Below are 17,933 nucleotides of genomic sequence, written 5' to 3' on the forward strand. Positions count from 1 at the left end.
GTACTGTCCAGTGAATTCGTCCTTTCCAGTTGTGAGGCCAACCGGCCTGCACAAGACAGAGAAAACAGAAAGAGAAAGGGAACACGGTAATGACGACCGTTTCGCTCCACAAGCGCTCCTGGTTGGCCGCCCGGATCGGCGGCGCGGCCCTGGCGGCCGGCACCGTCCTGCTTTCCGGTGTGGCTCTGGCCGCCCCGGCGCACGCCGCCACCTGCGTGGGCATCCTGGCGGCTGACGGGCCGGCGAACCGCGACATGGGCCGCGGCGCCGACAACGGCCCTCTCGCCAACCTGAACTCGGCCGACCTGCGGGACCAGGAGCGGTGGGAAGTCATCCAGGTGGGCAACTTCGTGGTGTTGCGCAGCAACCTGCACAATGCCGACGGCGGGCTCGCCGCCGCGGCCGTGACGAGCAAGGCGAGCGGAACCGCGGTGGTGAGCCGCCCGCTGAACGTCAACGACACCCGCCAGCAGTGGCGCCGCGTCAACCAGGCAGGAAAGATCACCTACACGAACAGGTTCAGCGGCCTGGAGATCACGCGCAGATCCATGGACGACCCGGAATTCTTCAACACGCCCATCCTGCAGACCATCGGAGTGACGGGAGGAAACACCTGGACTGAGAAGTCCGTGGCCTGCCTCGGCTGATCGATCCCGTCCGGACCAGCGACCCAAAGGGCGCCAGCTCGCTGGTCCGGACGAACGCTATGGAACCCACTGCAACGACCCTTCCGATTTGCCGCGGCACCCAGCCGCTAGCCGAGTTTTCCGCAGGTTGAGATACGCCGCCGCCCTCTCCGGCTTCGACCTCGTCGCGCGCGCGTCCCGATGCGGGACGACGTCCACCACTGGGCCGACCACCTGGCCGCGATCGACCAGAAGCACGGCGGCATCGTCCCCGGCCACCGCGGCGGCGCCGTCCTCGTCGGCCTGCACGACCCCGACGGCATCGAGCTCCGCCTCTACGCCGGCTGACCCGACCCACAGACCGAGAACAGGAGAATCTCCCATGCAACACACCGATTCCGGCGGCGACGGCAAGCCGCTGGTCCTCATCCACGCGAGCGTCTTCGCCGACTGGTTCGTCCCGCTCGAGCGCGAGCCGGCCGTCGCCGACCTGCGCCGGATCCGCGTGACCCGCACGGGGTACGCGGACCCCGCACCCGCCGAGCCGCTGTCGGTGGCTGACCACGCCGCCGAGTGCGCGGATCTGTTGCGCCGTCTGGGGATCGGGCGGGCGCGGGTACTCGCGCACTCCTCCGGCACCGTGGTCGCACTGCAGCTGGCGCTCGACCACCCGGAGCTGGTCGGCGAGCTCGTCCTGGTCGAGCCGCCGCTGATCAACCCGCTCCTGCCGCCGGAGGACCAGGCGACCGTCGCCGCCGCGATCGGCCCTGCTTTGAGCGCGGCGATGGGCGCCGCCGCCCAGGGCGACCTGCGCACCGCCTTCGACACCTTCCTGGCGGCGGTGTGCGGACCGCAGCACCGGACCGTGATCGAGTCCGCGCTCGGCCGAGACGGCCTGGAACGCGCCGAACGCGACTGCGGCTACTGCTTCACCGGCGAGGTGCCCGCGCTCGCCGCGTGGCACTTCGACGAAGAGCTGGCGCGCCGGATCGAGCAGCCGGTCCATCTCCTCGCCGGCGGCGACAGCCCGCCCTTCACGCACCGGCTGGTCGACCACCTCGCCAGGATGTTGCCCGACGCCCGCACCACCATCGTCACCGGTCACAACCACCTCCTCCCCCTCACCGCCCCTGCCCGCCTGGCCGATCTGTTCCGGAACCCGGCCGTCGCGGCCTGATCGCGGTCGCCCCGGCGGGGCTGCGGCGTCCGGCGGCGGGCAGGCCGCACGTTCGGGCAGACGTTTGGGCGGGCGTTGCCCGGGGGTGGCGGTGCGCCCCTACCGTGGGAACGTCCACGGCCGCGCGATTGTCCTCATGGGACACCGAATGATCAGGCGGTGGCCGCCGAATGGCGACACCGCGATAGATGGCCTCTCTAAACGACGCAGCCCTGGCTTCGCGCGGGCAGCCCCGCCTGCACGAAGGTCGATGCCAACACAGCCCGTTGCCCCAGTGGGATGATCAGCAACCTCCAGATCGTCACGGGGGACAACGGCGACTACGTTGTCAACAATGCGGCGCTGCCGTCGAGGGTCTTCCTCAACCGAGGCCACGACACCCCAGCACCCCGACCCGCTGCCGTTCAGCCTCGTGGTGGTCTGCTGACCCCGGCCCGACTGGACGTCAGGCGCCCCGGCTGCGTGCAGCCAGGGCGCCCGGCGTCCGGCACACGGCTCGCTCGGCCATATCCACCAGGATGTCGATCGCCTCGTCGACTGTGTGGCTGCGGCCGGTCACCAGCAGGTCGAGGCTCTCGAAGCTCGTCAGCACCCACAGTGCGTCGATCGCCTGGTCGACGGTGAGTCCCTCGCGCAGCTCGCCCTCCCGCTCGAGGTGCTCGGCCAGGCTCTGCATGCCGGCCCGCCGGTCGGTCTCCATGTGGCGTACGGCGCCGCCGGCGGACTCGGGGTCAAACCGGTCCATGGCGTGGAGCACGCGGTAGACCGCCAACTCCTTGCCCTTCATCCAGCTGGCCGCCCGGATGCCCTCGCGCAGGTGGTCGCGCGCGCTGGCGGCGTCCACCGCCCTGCCGAGCTCACCCAGACCGGTGCGCTCCCAGAGGTCGACCACGAACGCGTCGAACAGGCCCGACCGCGAGCCGAAGTCGGCGTAGATCGTCGACCTCGACACCTTGGCCAGCTCGGCCACCCGCCCCAGGCTGGGCTGCTCGGTCGGCGCCTCACGCAGGCACTGGCCGACCGCGTTCAGGATCCGACGCCTTGTCTCCTCCGCGGCCTCGGCGCGGAGCACCTGCTCGTACTTGCGGGGTGCCATGCCCCTTATCATGCCATATTCATCCGACAAACAGTCCGCTCAATGGCTCACCCATACCGAGGCCGTCGACCAGTTGCTCCTTGGTGCGATAGCGCAGCACATCACGGGCGGCCTTGACCTCGGCGCTGGGGATGAAGTGGGCATTTAGCAGCCCGCATTCCAGCAGCTGGGCCAGCCATTCGGCATCGGCGTGGTCGGTCTTGCGGCCCGGCGTGTTCTTGACGTGCGCGGGATTGCAAACCAGCACCTGCTCAAACTGCCCATGCTTGATCATCGCGTGATAGACCGGCATGCTGTAGATGCCTGTGGCCTCCATCGCCACGTGCGAGACCTGCATGCTGGTCAGCCAGCGAGCGGCCTCCTTGAGCACGCCGTAGAACGTCTTGTAGGTGCATTGACCGTGATCCACCCCTGAGGGCATTCGCCGGGAACACGGACCGCAACCGCGATCTCGTTCTTGCCGACATCGATCGCGGTGCATCACTGGTAGAGAACTGGCATACCCTCCCGCCTTTCACCGGGACTGACGATCCAGACAGGCATGCCACCCGCGGAGCCCCAGAAGTGACAAAGAAACTGACACTCGCGTTCGCGACGCGACCGGGGGACACCCGCAGGTGAGGGCTCCAGCGTCAATCTAACCCACGGTCTCAACGAGCCAAGGCGGATCGACGTCGGCGGGCGACACACTCACCGATTTCATCCACGCGAGCGCGCCTCAACCTGGAGATCCTCACCGGGATCTGCGCTGGCCTCCACCGCCCCAACGGGCAGACCATCGCCGACAAGATGCTCTTCATGGTCGCCGCCATGGCCGCCGAGATGGAACGCGAACTCATCCACGAACGCACCATGGATGGCCTGGCAACAGCCAATGCCCAAGGCCGTTATGGCGGCCGCCCCGGCAAAGTCGATGACGACACCCTCGCCATCGCCCGCGCCCGTCAGGCCCGCGGCGAATCAGTCACCTCGATCGCACGCCACCTAAAGATCGGCCGCTCCACCCTGTACCGCGCCCTCCAACCCCAAGCCGAATAGAGCCGACGGAGCCACTTCGCCCCCGGTGCTCCAGTCCTTAACGGCACCCCATCGTGGGCCAAGATCGGCGAGACCCTACACAGGGACAACAGCGCCAGATCTGAGGGCCGACGGTCAGGCTCGGGTACGTCCGCCACAGCGTCGCTGTGTCATTAAAGCGGCGTCTGCAGTGACAGAAAATCGGCGCTCAACAACCGGGACAACCTGGTTGGTGACGAGGGGGCCCGGCTCGGTCACCCCCTCCCACATAACGCGGATTATGTTGGATCCTCGTCGCAGCCCTGATGGAACGAATCGCCTTTTTTGAATTTCTGGAAATAGAAAATCGAAAGTGCTAAGATGATCTTGTGATGATGACGGCGTGCAAGCACTGCGGGAACCCGATTGAGCAGCGGAACGGGCGGGGGAGGCCGAAGGAGTACTGCCCGGAGAAGGACTGTCAGGCGATGGCCAAGCGGGAGCGGGAGGTGCGGCGGGCCAGTCCGGGGCTGGATGGGACGTTGGCTCGGGCGGAGGAGCTGTACGAGCGGATGGAGAAGGGGCTCGTGGCGGCGATCGCCCCGCTGGCGCAGGTGCTGGCGGAGGAGTTGAGTCCGGCGGGGGTGGAGGCCAAGGTGAGCGCGATCCAGGCGGAGGCGCACACCCGGGTCGCGGTCGCCCGTACCGAACGGGAACAGGCCTTGGAGCAGGTACGGCTCTCGCGGGAGGCCGCCGAGGCGGCGCGTCAGGAGGCGATGGAGGCCCGGCGGCTGGCGGAGGAGGCCTCGGCCGAAAGGGACACCGCGTTCGCCGACGCCGAGAACGCCCGGGAGCAGGCGCTGGCCGCGCTGCGGGAGGCGGCGGCCACCGAGCGGGTGGCCCGGCAGGAGGCGGAGGAGGCGGGACGGCGGGCCGAGCGCGCCGTGGCCGAGCGTGACCAGGCCGTCGCCGCGGCGGCCGAGCGGGTCAGGGAGTCGGAGGCTCGGGTGCGGGATGCGGAGGCGGTGGCCGTACAGGCCGAAGCGGAGGCGGCGCGGGCGGTACAACGTGCGGAGCGGGCCGCGGGGGAGGCCGAGGAGTCCCGGCAGGAGCGGGCGGCGGCTGAGCGGGAGGCCGCCGCGGCCACGGCGCGGGCGGCGGCGGCCGAGGGGGAGCGGGACCGGGCGGTGGCCAGGGCCGAGACCGCCGAGGCGGCGCGTGGGCAGGCGCTGGCGGACGTGGCGGCGGCGGTGCAGGCCCGCAAGCAGGCCGAACGGGAGGCCAGAGACGGCCTCGAAGCCGCCGGCCAGCGGGCACGGCTGGCCGAGCAGACGCTCACCCGCGAACGGGAGGCGGCGGCGGGGGTCACGGCCGAGCGCGACAGCGTACGCGCCGAGCTGGTCGTCGAACGGGCCCGCCTCATCGACCTGCGCGCGGAACTCGAATCCGCCCGGGCCGAAGTGGAACGCCTCCGCGAACGAGCCCTCACCGCCGAGCTCCGGCTGTCCCGCGCGGAGGACAGCGATACATCCGACCTCACATAATCACAGCTCCACGGCCTCGAGCGCGCCCGGCGATCAACTCTCCAGTGGTGCTGCGCTACATCCGCGCCGTGGACCGCGTCGTGCCCGGCGACGACCGCTCAACCGTTCATGGCATTCACCATCGCCGACCGCTCTGATACGGAGCCGTTGCCGTGCTGACACGACACCGCATGTCAGCAGAGCCCCGGGCTCAGCGGCTCACCGTGGTCTCCCGCTCCATTCGCGACAGCTTCTCGGGATTGCGTACGGCGTAGAGCCCGGTGATGAGGCCCTCGTCGACGCGCAACGCCACGACGGTGTTGATCTCACCATCGATCCGGATGATCAGTGCCGGGTGGCCGTTGACCTGCGCCGGCTGCAGCGACGCCGTGGGAGCGATCCTGCCCAGCACCTGCGCCACCTGGCCGGCACCCACGACGGGCTCCAGCGAGGCCGGCACGACTCCGCCGCCGTCACCCAACAGGACGACGTCCGGCGAGAGGATGTCGAGCAGGCGTTGTAGATCGCCCGTTTCGATGGCCCGCTTGAACGCCTCCAGCGCGTCGCGGGTCTGGGCCGGGGAGACGGCCTCGCGCGGCCGGCGGGCGGCGACGTGTGCCCGTGCCCGGTGGGCGATCTGGCGGACCGCGGCCGGGTTCTTGTCGACGGCTTCGGCGATCTCGTCGTAGCCCAGATCGAACACCTCGCGCAGCACGAACACCGCCCGCTCGGTCGGCGTGAGCGTCTCCAGCACCAGGAGCATCGCCATCGAGACACTGTCGGCCAACTCAACGTCCTCGGCCACGTCGGGCGTGGTCAGCAGCGGCTCAGGCAGCCAGGGCCCGACGTAGGACTCCTTGCGCCGGCGGAGCGTACGCAGCCGTTGCAGCGCCTGCCGGGTGGTGATCCGGATCAGGTACGCACGCTGATCCAGCACTGTGCCGAAGTCGACACCGACCCACCGCAGCCAGGTCTCCTGCAGGACGTCCTCGGCGTCGGCGGCCGAGCCGAGCATCTCGTAGGCGACCGTGAACAGCAGGTTGCGGTGGGCGAGGAACGCCTCGGTGGCCGAGTCCATGCGATCGCCACGAGCGAGGGGCCCGGCTGTGTCCGTCGGTTGCTCGCTGCGTTCGCTCATTGCCGCTTCCTACCTGTTCGTTCTCCACCCTGCCATGCATTCGATCCCGGTCCTCACCGCTTTGTGACACCCAGGATCAGTGACACACGTCACACCTTCGCACTGTCACAAGGATCGGGTCGCCGGGATCTCTTGCTCGTCGGATAACTGGAAGGAACGTCATGCGCTTTGAAACCCTTCGCCGTGACTTCGGCGGCGACATCATCGAACCGGGAGCGGCGGAGTACGCATCGGCCAGTCGCTCGGTATTGGCTTCGGGCAGTCCGGCCTATGTTCTGCGGCCCAAGAGCGTCGGGGACGTGCAAGCAGGTGTCAGATTCGCCGCCGACGCAGGGCTGGTGTTGTCCGTACGAGGCGGCGGCCACGCCTTTCCGGGCTTCGGCACCAACGACGACGGCGTCGTGATCGACCTCAGCAGGCTCGCGAACGTCGAGATCATCGACAAGGAACGGCACCTCGTACGGATCGGCGGCGGCGCCACCTGGGGCCAGGTCGCGACCGCCCTGGCCCCCCACGGACTGGCGATCTCCTCGGGCGACACCAAGAGCGTCGGCGTCGGTGGGCTGACGTTGTCCGGCGGCATCGGCTGGAAAGTAAGGAAGTACGGCCTCGCGCTGGACAACGTGGTCGCCGCAGAGGTGGTCACCTCCGACGGAGAGGTCGTACGGGCGAGTGCGGGGGAGAACCCGGAGCTGTTCTGGGCGATTCGCGGTGGCGGCGGCAATTTCGGGATCGTGACCGCCTTCGAGTTCGCGGCACACCCGACGACGGACGTCTTCTACGGAAAAATCGCCTTCCCGGCAGCAGAAGCGGCCACCGTACTCCAGGGTTGGGCGGACTACCTCCGCACCGCCCCCGAAGAGCTCACCTCCATCGTGAGCTTCGCCAATCCCTTCGCCGGCGGCCCCGAAGCGCCGGTCGAGATCCAGGTCGCCTTCGACGGCGATGACCCGGAACTCGCGGCGCAGGCCATCGACCCGATCCGCCGGCTCGGCACGATGATCGACGACGATGTCGCGCTGAAGCCCTACACGGACACGCTGGTGGACGGCGCCACCCCGCCGCCGGGCATCCAGCTCGTCACCCGAAGCGCCTTTGCCGACAAGGAATCGGTACCCGAGGTCCTTCGGATCCTTGCCCAGGTTGGGGCATCGGCAGGGTCACCGTTCATCGCCGTTCGCAGCGTCGGCGGTGCGGTGTCCCGCGTCCCCGGCGATGCCACTGCCTACGCGCATCGCCAGGCGGAGTTGATGTTCCTGACCACCGTCGCGGGTCCGCACCTGGTCGTCGAGGCCGCGCGTCCTGCGCTGGAAGCGATCTGGGCGAGACTCGCGCCCCACGTCAACGGCGCCTACGCCAACTTCCTCGCTACTGCCACCGAGGAGGATGTCGCCGCGATCTATCCAAGGCAGACCTACGAGCGGCTCGCGGCGGTCAAGCGTCAGTACGACCCCGCCAATCTGTTCGCCAGCAACCACAACATCCGGCCTCAGTAGACCTTGCGGACAAGGGAAAACCGTCCGAGGTGCCCCAGCCAAAATATCCGCGGTCGGCGGGCAGGGCCCTGACCTGCCGTGCAGCCAGCCATATATGCAGGTCGTGCGGCCCGATCCGGGGTGCGCCGTGGCAGTATCGGAGCGTGCAGGAGCAGCACTACACCGCCGAGAGCCAGCCGGGCGGACAAGGACGCATGTTCGTCCCCGTGCCGTTCGACCCGGACGCGGTCTGGACAGCCAAACCGGTCCATCACGTGACGGGCACGCTCAACGGGATGGGCATCCGCGCGGTGATCACCGAGCACCACGGGCAACGCGGTTTCCTGCTCGGCCCGGCCTGGCTGCGCTGCGGCCTGGAACCGGGCACGCAGGTGAACGTGGTGCTGGCGCCGGAGGGGCCACAGCGGGCCGATCTTGCCGAGGACCTCGCCGCCGCTCTGGAGGCCAGCCCGGCGGCGGGCGCCTTCTTCGACTCCCTCGCCCAGTTCTATCGGCGGGCCTATCTGCGCTGGATCGATGCCACCAAGGGCCGCCCCGAGGTGCGGGCGCAGCGGATCGCCGAGGTGGTCGGCCTGCTGGAGGCGGGGATCAAGCAGCGCCCCAGGACCTGAACGGGGCTGAGAAGGTTATCGTGGGCGCCGATCATGCGCCGTCGTCGGCGATGTGCTGCAGCAGGTGCAGCGTCAAAAAGATGCGGTCCGTCACCGAACCCACCTTCCTAGCGCCAATTCCTGCACTCAGCCTCCTCAAAGGCCGGTCCACGCCGCTGTCCGGCCTACGCGGCATCTGCAAGGCCGCAGATTCCTGACCTGAAATATTCACGGTTCGGCGAGACATTCATACAGTTCGCCTGCTCGCCGGCCCGCCTCGTGCTTGACCCCTGCCGAGGGCCGGAACCACACTCCGCCGGAGTGTCACCCCTCCGCGCACCACGCGGTCGTCGCACCCGCGTGCCGGTCCATGCGAGCAATTGTTAACGCAAACAATCATGGGAGTAGCTCAAAGCCGAAAATGTTACCGATAACACGATCAAGGCCGACGCCGGAGACCGGTGCCGGGACCGAGAAGGCGCGGATCAGTACCAGAGCCAAGAGGAGGAGACATGACGCAAGATCAGAATAGGCCCGTGAGCAGTGAGCGAACACTGCTGAGCCGCAGAGCCGTCCTGACCACGATGGGGGCACTGCCGATCCTCACGGCCACGACCGCGGTCGTGGGTGCCCCGGGAGCCGCGGCCGCGACGGCGGTCATCGATCCCTCGGCGCTGCGGCAGACGATCCGAGGCTTCGGCGGCATGACCCACTCGGCCTGGATCGGCGACCTGACAGCCGCCCAGCGGGACACGGCGTTCGGCACCGGCGAGGGCCGAATGGGATTTTCCGTGCTGAGGATTCCCGTCCCGGAGAACCAGGCGGACTGGAGCCGTGATCTGGCGACGGCGCGGCGCGCGGTCGAACTCGGGGCGACCGTCATCGCGTCGCCGTGGAATCCCCCCGCCAGCATGGTCGAGACCTTCGTCCGCGGCAGCCAGACCAACGCGAGACGCCTCAGGTACAACATGTACGGCGCCTACGCCCAGCACCTGAACGACTTCACCACGTTCCTGCGGAACAACGGGGTGAACCTCTACGGCATATCTGTGCAGAACGAGCCCGATTACGCGCAAGACTGGACGTGGTGGACTCCCGCCGAAATGGTCCGGTTCCTGCGGGAGAACGCCGGCTCGATCGGCACCAAGGTCATCGCTCCTGAGTCCTTCCAGTACCTGAAGAACATGTCGGACCCGATCCTCAACGACTCCGTAGCGCTCGCCAACGTGGACATCATCGGGGCTCACCTCTACGGCACGTCGTACGCGAACTTCCCCTATCCGCTGTTCAAGCAGAAGGGCGCGGGCAAAGAACTCTGGATGACCGAGGTCTACTACCCCAACAGCAGCGATTCGGCCGACCTCTGGCCCCAGGCGCTCGACGTGGGGGAGCACATCCACCGCGCCATGGTGGAGGCCGAGTTCCAGGCGTACATCTGGTGGTACATCCGGCGCAGCTACGGCCCCATGCGGGAGGACGGCCAGATCAGCAAGCGCGGCGCCATGATGGCGCACTTCGCCAGGTTCGTCCGCCCCGGATATGTGCGGATCGAGGCGACGGCGAACCCGGCCTCGAACGTCTACGTCTCGGCGTACAGGGGCGGTAACTCCACGATCGTCATCGTTGCGATCAACAAGGGGACCTCCGCGGTGAGCCAGCAGTTCACCCTGGCCAACAGCACCGCATCCAGTGTCACGTCCTGGCTGACCGACGCGACCAGGAACGTCGCGCCTCAGGGAACGACCAGCGTGTCGAACGGCTCCCTTACCGTCACGCTGCCCGCTCGAAGCGTGACGACCTTCGTGACCGGGTTGGGCAACAACCCCTCACCCACTCCTACGCCTACCCCCACGCCCACCCCGTCACCCAGCGGCGGCACCGGGACGTGCCGGGTCACCTACACGATGAACTCCTGGAACAACGGCTTCACCACCAACATCAGCATCACCAACATCGGGAACTCGACGATCAACGGCTGGACGCTGGTCTTCACCCTGCCCTCCGGCCAGAGCATCACCGGAGGCTGGAACGCCACCTACTCGCCCTCCAGTGGCCAGGTGAGCGCTCGCAACGTCAGCCACAACGCCACGCTCGCCCCGGGGGCCACCATCGACATCGGCTTCCAGGCCACTCACACCGGCAATACCGCCAAACCGACCGCCTTCACCCTTAACGGCATCCCCTGCATCGTGGCCTGACCGACAAGTACAACAACCGCGATCGGCGAAGCGCCAGGCGTGGCCCCTCCGACGACGGAGGGGCCACATCCGGAAAGAGGAACTTTCTTGTCAGGGCCCGGCCGAGAAAGGCCAGTACTCTCTCCCAGGCGTCCCGGATCGCCGTGTCGTTCCCCTCGTGGGCCTCGTCGAAGAACCCGTGCGGAGCGCCAGGGTAGGTCACCAGTTCGTGGGGTACTCCCGCCTCGGTCAGCGCCGCGTCGAACAGGGCCACCTCGCTGGCTGGGACGCCCTCGTCCGCGCCTCCGAACAGGCCGAGGATCGGCGCCGCGAGTTCGGCCGCGTGCCGGGCACCCAGGTGGTGACGATCCAGGGGCGCGGAAACCGCGCGGAGGGCTCGCCGAGGCGCTGCGGGACGGGAACCGGCAGCGGAAGGCGCGGGGCGAGGGCGGGCAGCCAGGTGTGCTCCTTGCGCAGCAGCGCGTCGGCGGACTGCGTCGCCCAGGGCAACCGGACGGCGAGGTCGTCGCCGAGTCGCCATAGCTGGTTGTCCCAGCCGCGTGCGCCGAGCCTCACAGGATAATCGGCCAGGTCGGGGTGCTGGTCGCGCAGTAGATCCCGCACCAGCTCGGCGGTGATCTCGATCTCGGTGTGGGTCATGCGGATCAACAGTAGTCAGATGACGACCGCCCATTCGTGATCTTGAGAAAGATCCCCAGATCGAGGCGTCCGGAAGCCGTCGTGGTTCAGGTGTCCTTCAGGTGTGCCAGCGCACCGATCATGCGTTCGGCGATGTCCTCCGGCCATGGGAAGGCGCGGGTCACGGCGCGTTGGTGGGCCAGGCCGTGCAGGCCCAGCCACAGCGCGACCGCGTCGCTGAAGAGGTCGGTGCTGGTGGCTTGACCCGCGGTGACGCAGTCGCCGAGGGCGTCGACGATGACCTGCATGGCCTCCATGCCCAGCCCGGTCATGTCGTCCTGGGTGACCGAGCCTTCGCTCAGGTTCGGGATCCACAGGCCGCCGAACATGATGCGGTAGCGCCCGGGGTGCGTCTGGGCCAGGTCGAGGTAGGCCTGGCAGGCGGCGAGCAGCCGTTGCCGGGGGTCCTGGCCGCTGTCTTCCGCGGCCGCGCGCAGAGTTGTCGCGAGTTGGTCGAACTCCTGGCGTACGACGGCCAGCATGATGGCCGGTTGGTCCGGGAAGTGTGGGTAGATCGAGGGTGCGGCGATCCCGATCCGGCGAGCGACTGAACGCAGGGTGATGGCGCGTTCGTCGCCTTCCTCGTCGAGCAGTTCCACCGCGGCGGCGATGATCTCGTCGCGGAGCTTGCTCCCTTCGCCACGGCGGTTGCGTTTCCGGGTGGGTCCCGGTGCGGAGGACTCCGCCGTTTCGATGCTCTTCACACTGTAACCATACATCGCGAAGTTTATGGGTGTTACCTCTTGCGTCAGTAGACTTACAGCCGTTACGTTACGGCAGTAAGCAAACAGGCGAAGCCTTAGGAGGTACGTCATGAACAGCACTGTCACCACCCGTGCCACGGAGATCGTCCTGCCCGGCGAGGTCGAGCCGGACGGCCTGCAGGTCCGGGTCCGCGATCTTCCGGCTCCCGCCGAGGGCCAGGTCGTCCTGCGCATGGACGCCACCGGCGTGTCCTTCGCCGAGCAGCAGATGCGCCTGGGCAAGTACTACGACCAGCCGCCGTTCCCGTTCGTACCGGGCTACGACGTCGTGGGCACGGTCACCGCCACCGGACCCGGTGTGGACCCGGCATTAAAGGGCCGCCGCTTCGCCGCGGTCATCAAGATCGGTGGGTGGGCCAGTCACCTGCTCGTCGAGGCCGGGGACCTGGTGCCGGTGCCGGACGAGGTGGACGCGGCCGCCGCGGAGACCGTGGCCGTCAACGGCGTCACCGCCTGGCAGATGCTGCACCGCACGGCCAAGGTTCGCGCCGGCGGAACCATCGTGGTGCTGGGGGCCAACGGCGGTGTCGGCTCCATTCTCGTACAGCTGGCCCGGCACGCCGGGATCACGGTGATCGGCACGGCCTCGGCGCGCCACCACGAGACCGTGCGCGAGCTGGGCGCGATCCCCATCGACTACCGCCACCCGGACATGTACCAGCAGATCCGCGAGCTCGCTCCCGAGGGCGTGGACGCGGTCTTCGACCACGTCGGCGGACCTGGGCTGGTGGAGTCGTGGCGGTTGCTGCGGCGGGGCGGCACGCTGGTCAACTACGGTACGGCGTCGAGCAAGAATGACAAGGGCAATGCCGCCCTGCCGGTGCTCAAGCTGTTCGGACGGTTGCTGGTGTGGAACTACCTGCCCAACGGCAAGAGCGCGCACTTCTACAACTTCTGGGCGGGCCGGCGCCGCCTGGCGGCCTTCCGCGCCCGGCTGAGCAGCGACCTCGCCCAGGTGCTGCGACTGGTGGCCGACGGCATCGTGACCCCGCGGATCGCCGCGCGGGTTCCGCTCACCGACGCGGCCGGCGCGCTCGCGCTCGCCGAGTCCCGTACCGTCTTCGGCAAGGTCGTCATCGTCCCCGAGGCGTGAGGCCATGCGCCGTGCCGGCGCGTCGGCGCCGGCCCACCGGGCACGCAACCGCCGGGGTGAGGGCGCCCGCTTGCAAGCTGACATCCTGACGGCGGCGACCGGCCTGCTCGACCGGGACGGCGAGCGCGCCGTGACCCTGCGGGCCGTAGCCCGCGAGGCCGGGATCACCGCCCCCTCGATCTACCTGCACTTCCCCGACCAGCCGGCCCTCCTGCTCGCCGTGGTCCGCGCGGCCTTCGCCGAACTGGCCCGTCGGCTCGAGGCGGCCGCCGTGGGGGAGGATCCCCGGCAGCGCCTGTACGCCGCCGGCCACGCCTACCTCGACTTCGCCGCCGCCCACCCTCGCCGCTACCGCGCCATGTTCGACGCGGCATGCCGCCCGATCGACCTCGATGCGCGCATCCTGCGACTCTTCATCGGTCTCCTCACCGACTGTGCCGACGCCGGGCACTCGACCAGCACCAACCCCAGCGCCGACACGATCGCGCTGTGGCTGGGCCTGCACGGCCTGGCCCACCAGCAAAGCGTGATCCCCGGCTTCCCCTGGACAACCGAACTCGTGCCGCGCGTCGTGGCCTCGCTGGCACACCTCACCCCGAACCACCCACCTGACCCGATCCTTCGGAGGTCTCCACCATGAACACCACCGCGGGCGAGGTCGACAACCGCTCCGATCCGGTCCCACCTCATGTGTTCGGTGTCAGTAATGCCAGCAGTGCCGTGATGAGGGCGATTCCGGCGGCGACGGTCAAGGCGACGTTATAGCCGTGTACGACGTCGACCCCGTGGCTGGTGGTGGCCGCTACGGTTGCCAGCGCGGCGAGGCCGATCGCGCCACCCACCTGGCGGGACATGTTCACCAGCCCGGAGGCTAGACCCGCGTGAGCGGGCTCGATTCCCGCAGTGGCAATGTGGGCGACAGGCATGGTCATGACACTGATTCCGGCAGCCCACAGCACAGTCGGCCCAAGGATGTGCATGACGTATTCGGCCTGCACGGGCAGCGTCGCCATCCACAGCAGCCCGGCCGTAGTCGTCACCGCCCCGCCGATGAGCACTGTTCGTGCGCCGAGCTTGGCCAGCATCGTCTTCGATGCGATGGCACCCGAGGTCACGACCACGCTCATCGGTAGCAGCGCCAGCCCGGTCAGCAGCGGGCCGTAGCCCAGCACCTGCTGCTGGTAGACCGAGAGGAAGAACAGCGTCGCGGTCATGACCGCGCCGATGAGTGCCATGATCGCGTTTGCGATGATGACGTTCCGGCGCTTGAAGACGGCGAGCGGGATCAGCGGGACGCGGCTGCGTCCTTCGATGACGACGAAGAGGCCGAGCAGTGCCGCGGCGGCAACCAGTGCGGTCACCACCGGTGGCGATCCCCACCCGTGGGTGGTGACCTGCGAGATTCCGTACACAAGCGACCCGGTGCCGAGTGTCACGGTGCCGGCGCCACGAAGGTCGAAACCGGTTCGACCAGCGGTGGGGGCCGGTTGCAGCAAGCCTGCCGCGGCAGTGAACAGGGCGACTCCGACAGGGACGTTGACGAGCAGCACCCAGCGCCACCCCAGCGTGTCGGTCAGTATTCCGCCGAGCACCAAACCCAAGGCACCCGCGGATCCCGATGTGGCGCTCCAGATCGACAACGCATGCGTCCTACGGCGAACGTCGGTGTGCGTCAATGTGATCAAGCTCAGGCTGCATGGCGCGATGGCCGCTGCTCCCACGCCCTGGAGCGTGCGTGCCGCCAGCAGCAGCCAGCCCTGATGGGCAAGCCCACCGACCAGGCTGGCCAGGGTGAACACGGCGAGCCCGGCCAGGAACACCCGCCGGTGTCCGAGCTGGTCGGCCATGCGCGCCGCGACGAGCAGCAGGCCGCCGAAGGTGATGAGGTAACAGTTGACCAGCCACTGCTGATCGGCGGCCGACAGTCCGAGCCCTGTCTTCATCTGCGGCAGGGCCACATTGACGATCAGGCTGTCCAGCACGACCATGACCTGCGCGCCGCACGCGACAGCGAGAACCGAACCCAAGCGACTGCCAGGTCTGGCGACCGGGGGCACCTCGTGGTAAACAGTGTTCACCACGGGAACGGTAGGCGTCCTCGCTCCTCCCGTCAATCGGACGCTCTGGTGCTCTGGACAACGGACATCGCCGCGTCGGCCTGCGGCTGATCGCTGCGGCACTAGGCTCGATGTCGATGGTGAAACGTGGATTGAGCCGAGATCGGTTGGTGGAACTCGCTCACGAGTACGTCGCGGCACATGGGCTGGACGCTCTCACCATGCGCCGGCTGGCCGCGGCGGCCGAGGTGACTCCGGGTGCGCTGTACAAGCACTTTCGCGACAGGAAAGATCTGCGGCGCGCGATGGCCGATGCGATCTTCCAGACGGTTGATCTCGCTGACATCGACCCGGGTAGTGCGGGTGTCGATGGGGTGATCGCGTGCTGTGAGCGCATGCGTCAAGCGATGCTGCGGTTCTGCGACGGTGGACGTATCGTGGCCGGGTCGTACGCGCCGTTCGCCGCGACCGTGGAGCTGTCGGCCACCCTGCGGGCACTGCTGCGTGTCGTCGCCCTGCCGCATATCGATGCCGGAGATCTCGCCTTCGTGCTGCGTTCGTACACGACGGGCTTTGTGATCGAAGAGCAGGCGTACCTTGCGCTGCAAAGCAGTGGGGAGTGGGACACCTTGGTGGGTACGGTGTCGGCCCACTCCCGGGTGGGCGAGCCCGCAGACGTTATCGCGATCATGACCGGTGACCGCGACCGGCGATTCAGGGCAGGGCTCATGGCGATCCTCGTCGGATCGGCCAGAACCGCTTCGTGACAAGCCTGGACACCGCGGCTCTGCTATCCGACGGGACGTGTTCGGGAGAACACCGCTCACTCCGCCAACGCACGCGAACCCGCTGCGGCACGCCGTCCGTCTTCACATGAATATCGGGCGGTCGATGGCTTTCACAGCCGCCGGACGCGCAGCACGCCGGTCAGCATCGGGAGGGTGAAGTCTCCACGGGCGGTCTCCGGTCTGCTTGCGAGGAAAGCGCGGATCCGGCCGAGCGTGACCTCCTGTTCCTGTTCTGGCATGACCAGCATCCCCGCGCGCGTCGCGATTGTCGCGACGAGGGAGTCGGCGGTGCGGCGCTGCCCGTGCGGGAACTCCGCCTGCTCCGGCGAGCCGAAACGGGCGGCCACGCCCGTCTTGGGAAGGTGCATGTCGGCCGTCTCTGCGCGCCAGCCGGTGGGTGTGTCGCGTGGGCCGACAGCCGCGCTCCCGCTGATCCGCGCGAGTCCGGCTACCCAGTCGACCCGGTCGTCGAGGAGGTTCCACAGGCCGGCCAGGATGCCGCCGGGTGTGAGGACCCTGGCTATCTCGGGTCCCGCGACGGCCATGTCGAACCAGTGCATGGCGTTGCCGGCCAGCACGGCATCGACGGACGCGTCCGGCAGGGGTATCGCCTCAGCGCTGCCCGGCAGGGCATGGACAGCCGGCAGCGCGCGGCGAAGTTCGGTCAGCATCGCCGGGTCGGGCTCGACCGCGATGACTTCGGCGCCCAGCGCGACCAGCGTGGCGGTCAGTTTGCCGGTTCCGGCGCCGAGGTCGAGCACTCTCGGGCCGGGCGCGGGCTCGAGCGCCCAATGTACCGCGGCGTGCGCGTAGTCCGGGCGGTGCTCGGCGTATGCGGCCGCCGCTGCGCCGAATGACGAGCCGTGAAGTAGCCGTTCGTCCTGTTCCACGCGGTTACCCCAATCTGTGCCGCTGCAACGCCTCACCAACTCGCCGACGAGCGTCCGATAAAGCGCTACGTGGGACAGGTGGCCTTTTCGGGCCAGTTGGCGAGCGCAAATCCGGTCCTAGAAGGATGCCAGGCCGAGGCCGAACGCCACGATGCCCACGGCTGCGACCATGGCCTCGGTGAGCGGCAGGGAGACTCGCATGAGCCGCAAGGCCGTCAGGTTCACTGCCGTGTGGACGGGCATGGCGGCCAGGACCAGCCAGGGCTGCCAGGCGAGCAGCAGAGTGAAGCCGATGTGCAGCAGGCTCGCGCTGAGGCGTTCCAGGGCGGCCCAGTACGGAGTATCGAGGCGAAGCAGGCCCTGAGCCTCCAGCATGCGCCGGGCCTCCAGGGATTTCTCGTCGGTCTTACCCAGCAGGCCGCGGATGCCCAGCGCCTGGACCACGGTGAAGACGATCTCGATGGCGGCCCATCCGAAGCCTGCCCACAGTACCGAGGAGAAGCCGGACACCAGGAAGAGAACCAGCAGCAGCCGGACGGTCTCCTCACAGGGGCCCGAGGCGGCGGCCACGACGAGGGACGCACGTTCCTTGGGCAGCTTGGCGACCAGGGCCGCCACGGGAGCACGCAGGACGAGCGCGACCATCCATCCGGCGGCGCCCAGGCCCACGGCCCGCCAGTCCGGCGCGGCCTGCCAGAGGGCGAGTACGCCACCGAGCAGGACCGCCACGGCGACGAGGCCGGGCACCGTCCACAAGGCGGCCCCGCGCAACCGCTCGGTGTGACGATCGTCGCCGGTCATGTCGGGCGCGGGAGATGCCATG

The 17,933-nt window shown here is 68.5% G+C and carries 19 protein-coding genes and 1 pseudogene; 11 read left to right on the forward strand and 9 right to left on the reverse strand.

All coding sequences use genetic code 11. The features are described from left to right. Nucleotides 1-89: 89 nt before the first annotated feature. From KIP79_RS14680 to KIP79_RS14690, 3 genes are all read left to right on the forward strand, one after another. Nucleotides 90-647 carry a hypothetical protein gene (locus KIP79_RS14680; protein ID WP_214105345.1) on the forward strand — a complete coding sequence of 186 codons (558 nt, stop codon included), beginning with the start codon at nt 90-92 and terminating at the stop codon, nt 645-647. A 180-nt stretch (nt 648-827) separates the two neighbouring features. Further along, a complete protein-coding gene (locus KIP79_RS14685; RefSeq protein ID WP_214105346.1) occupies nt 828-974 on the forward strand; it encodes a hypothetical protein in 147 nt (48 codons plus the stop codon). A gap of 34 nt (nt 975-1,008) precedes the next feature. Beyond that, on the forward strand, nt 1,009-1,803 hold the full coding sequence (locus tag KIP79_RS14690) for an alpha/beta fold hydrolase (RefSeq protein ID WP_214105347.1): 795 nt from the start codon (nt 1,009-1,011) through the stop codon (nt 1,801-1,803). A gap of 445 nt (nt 1,804-2,248) precedes the next feature. Here the strand turns inward: KIP79_RS14690 and KIP79_RS14695 are convergent, their stop codons facing one another. Further along, on the reverse strand, nt 2,249-2,899 hold the full coding sequence (locus tag KIP79_RS14695; RefSeq protein ID WP_214105348.1) for a TetR/AcrR family transcriptional regulator: 651 nt from the start codon (nt 2,897-2,899) through the stop codon (nt 2,249-2,251). A 19-nt stretch (nt 2,900-2,918) separates the two neighbouring features. Continuing rightward, a complete protein-coding gene (locus KIP79_RS48340) occupies nt 2,919-3,308 on the reverse strand; it encodes an IS110 family transposase (RefSeq protein ID WP_214105349.1) in 390 nt (129 codons plus the stop codon). Between the two features lie 368 nt (nt 3,309-3,676). On the opposite strand from KIP79_RS48340, the gene KIP79_RS48345 reads away from it, so the two are divergent. Further along, entirely contained in the window at nt 3,677-3,937 is a 261-nt protein-coding gene (locus KIP79_RS48345) for a helix-turn-helix domain-containing protein (protein ID WP_308169738.1), read from the forward strand. Between the two features lie 350 nt (nt 3,938-4,287). Further along, complete coding sequence (locus tag KIP79_RS14710) at nt 4,288-5,439, forward strand: coiled-coil domain-containing protein (protein WP_250213269.1); 1,152 nt, start codon at nt 4,288-4,290, stop codon at nt 5,437-5,439. 190 nt (nt 5,440-5,629) lie between these two features. Here the strand turns inward: KIP79_RS14710 and KIP79_RS14715 are convergent, their stop codons facing one another. Next, nucleotides 5,630-6,496, reverse strand: a complete 867-nt coding sequence (locus KIP79_RS14715) for an RNA polymerase sigma-70 factor (protein ID WP_250213247.1) — start codon at nt 6,494-6,496, stop codon at nt 5,630-5,632. Nucleotides 6,497-6,717: 221 nt separating this feature from the next. Here KIP79_RS14715 and KIP79_RS14720 point away from each other — a divergent pair, with 221 nt between their 5' ends. From KIP79_RS14720 to xynC, 3 genes are all read left to right on the forward strand, one after another. After that, nucleotides 6,718-8,052 carry an FAD-binding oxidoreductase gene (locus tag KIP79_RS14720; protein WP_214105353.1) on the forward strand — a complete coding sequence of 445 codons (1,335 nt, stop codon included), beginning with the start codon at nt 6,718-6,720 and terminating at the stop codon, nt 8,050-8,052. Between the two features lie 143 nt (nt 8,053-8,195). Beyond that, nucleotides 8,196-8,663 (forward strand): YdeI/OmpD-associated family protein, encoded by a 468-nt coding sequence (locus tag KIP79_RS14725; protein ID WP_214105354.1) that lies wholly within the window; start codon nt 8,196-8,198, stop codon nt 8,661-8,663. A 515-nt stretch (nt 8,664-9,178) separates the two neighbouring features. Continuing rightward, a complete protein-coding gene (gene xynC, locus KIP79_RS14730) occupies nt 9,179-10,840 on the forward strand; it encodes a glucuronoarabinoxylan endo-1,4-beta-xylanase XynC (RefSeq protein ID WP_308169726.1) in 1,662 nt (553 codons plus the stop codon). Here xynC and KIP79_RS14740 read toward each other — a convergent pair. The 3 genes and pseudogenes from KIP79_RS14740 to KIP79_RS14745 form a co-directional block, all read right to left on the reverse strand. After that, nucleotides 10,812-11,192 carry a dienelactone hydrolase family protein gene (locus KIP79_RS14740; RefSeq protein WP_372453583.1) on the reverse strand — a complete coding sequence of 127 codons (381 nt, stop codon included), beginning with the start codon at nt 11,190-11,192 and terminating at the stop codon, nt 10,812-10,814. The genes xynC and KIP79_RS14740 overlap by 29 nt on opposite strands. After that, nucleotides 11,120-11,479, reverse strand: a pseudogene (locus KIP79_RS46955) (phosphotransferase); the annotation flags it as partial. The gene KIP79_RS14740 and the pseudogene KIP79_RS46955, both read right to left, overlap by 73 nt. Before the next feature lie 86 nt (nt 11,480-11,565). Further along, on the reverse strand, nt 11,566-12,222 hold the full coding sequence (locus tag KIP79_RS14745; RefSeq protein ID WP_308169727.1) for a TetR/AcrR family transcriptional regulator: 657 nt from the start codon (nt 12,220-12,222) through the stop codon (nt 11,566-11,568). Nucleotides 12,223-12,331: 109 nt separating this feature from the next. Here KIP79_RS14745 and KIP79_RS14750 point away from each other — a divergent pair, with 109 nt between their 5' ends. Then, nucleotides 12,332-13,375 carry a medium chain dehydrogenase/reductase family protein gene (locus tag KIP79_RS14750; protein ID WP_214105357.1) on the forward strand — a complete coding sequence of 348 codons (1,044 nt, stop codon included), beginning with the start codon at nt 12,332-12,334 and terminating at the stop codon, nt 13,373-13,375. 70 nt (nt 13,376-13,445) lie between these two features. Further along, entirely contained in the window at nt 13,446-14,015 is a 570-nt protein-coding gene (locus KIP79_RS14755) for a TetR/AcrR family transcriptional regulator (protein ID WP_250213248.1), read from the forward strand. Nucleotides 14,016-14,061: 46 nt separating this feature from the next. On the opposite strand, the gene KIP79_RS14760 is transcribed toward KIP79_RS14755, so the two are convergent. After that, nucleotides 14,062-15,453, reverse strand: a complete 1,392-nt coding sequence (locus KIP79_RS14760; RefSeq protein ID WP_214105359.1) for an MFS transporter — start codon at nt 15,451-15,453, stop codon at nt 14,062-14,064. Between the two features lie 116 nt (nt 15,454-15,569). Here KIP79_RS14760 and KIP79_RS14765 point away from each other — a divergent pair, with 116 nt between their 5' ends. After that, nucleotides 15,570-16,199, forward strand: coding sequence for a TetR/AcrR family transcriptional regulator (locus tag KIP79_RS14765; protein WP_214105360.1), 630 nt, complete (start codon nt 15,570-15,572; stop codon nt 16,197-16,199). A gap of 131 nt (nt 16,200-16,330) precedes the next feature. Here KIP79_RS14765 and KIP79_RS14770 read toward each other — a convergent pair whose 3' ends face one another. Beyond that, the gene (locus KIP79_RS14770; protein ID WP_214105361.1) at nt 16,331-17,110 is read right to left on the reverse strand and encodes a class I SAM-dependent methyltransferase; all 780 of its coding nucleotides are present in this window, start codon (nt 17,108-17,110) and stop codon (nt 16,331-16,333) included. A gap of 117 nt (nt 17,111-17,227) precedes the next feature. Beyond that, a complete protein-coding gene (locus tag KIP79_RS14775) occupies nt 17,228-17,932 on the reverse strand; it encodes a hypothetical protein (RefSeq protein WP_214105362.1) in 705 nt (234 codons plus the stop codon). Nucleotide 17,933 lies beyond the last annotated feature (1 nt).

Origin of the sequence: Acrocarpospora catenulata (assembly GCF_018476525.1) — a bacterium.
GTDB classification, from domain to species: Bacteria; Actinomycetota; Actinomycetes; order Streptosporangiales; family Streptosporangiaceae; genus Acrocarpospora; species Acrocarpospora catenulata.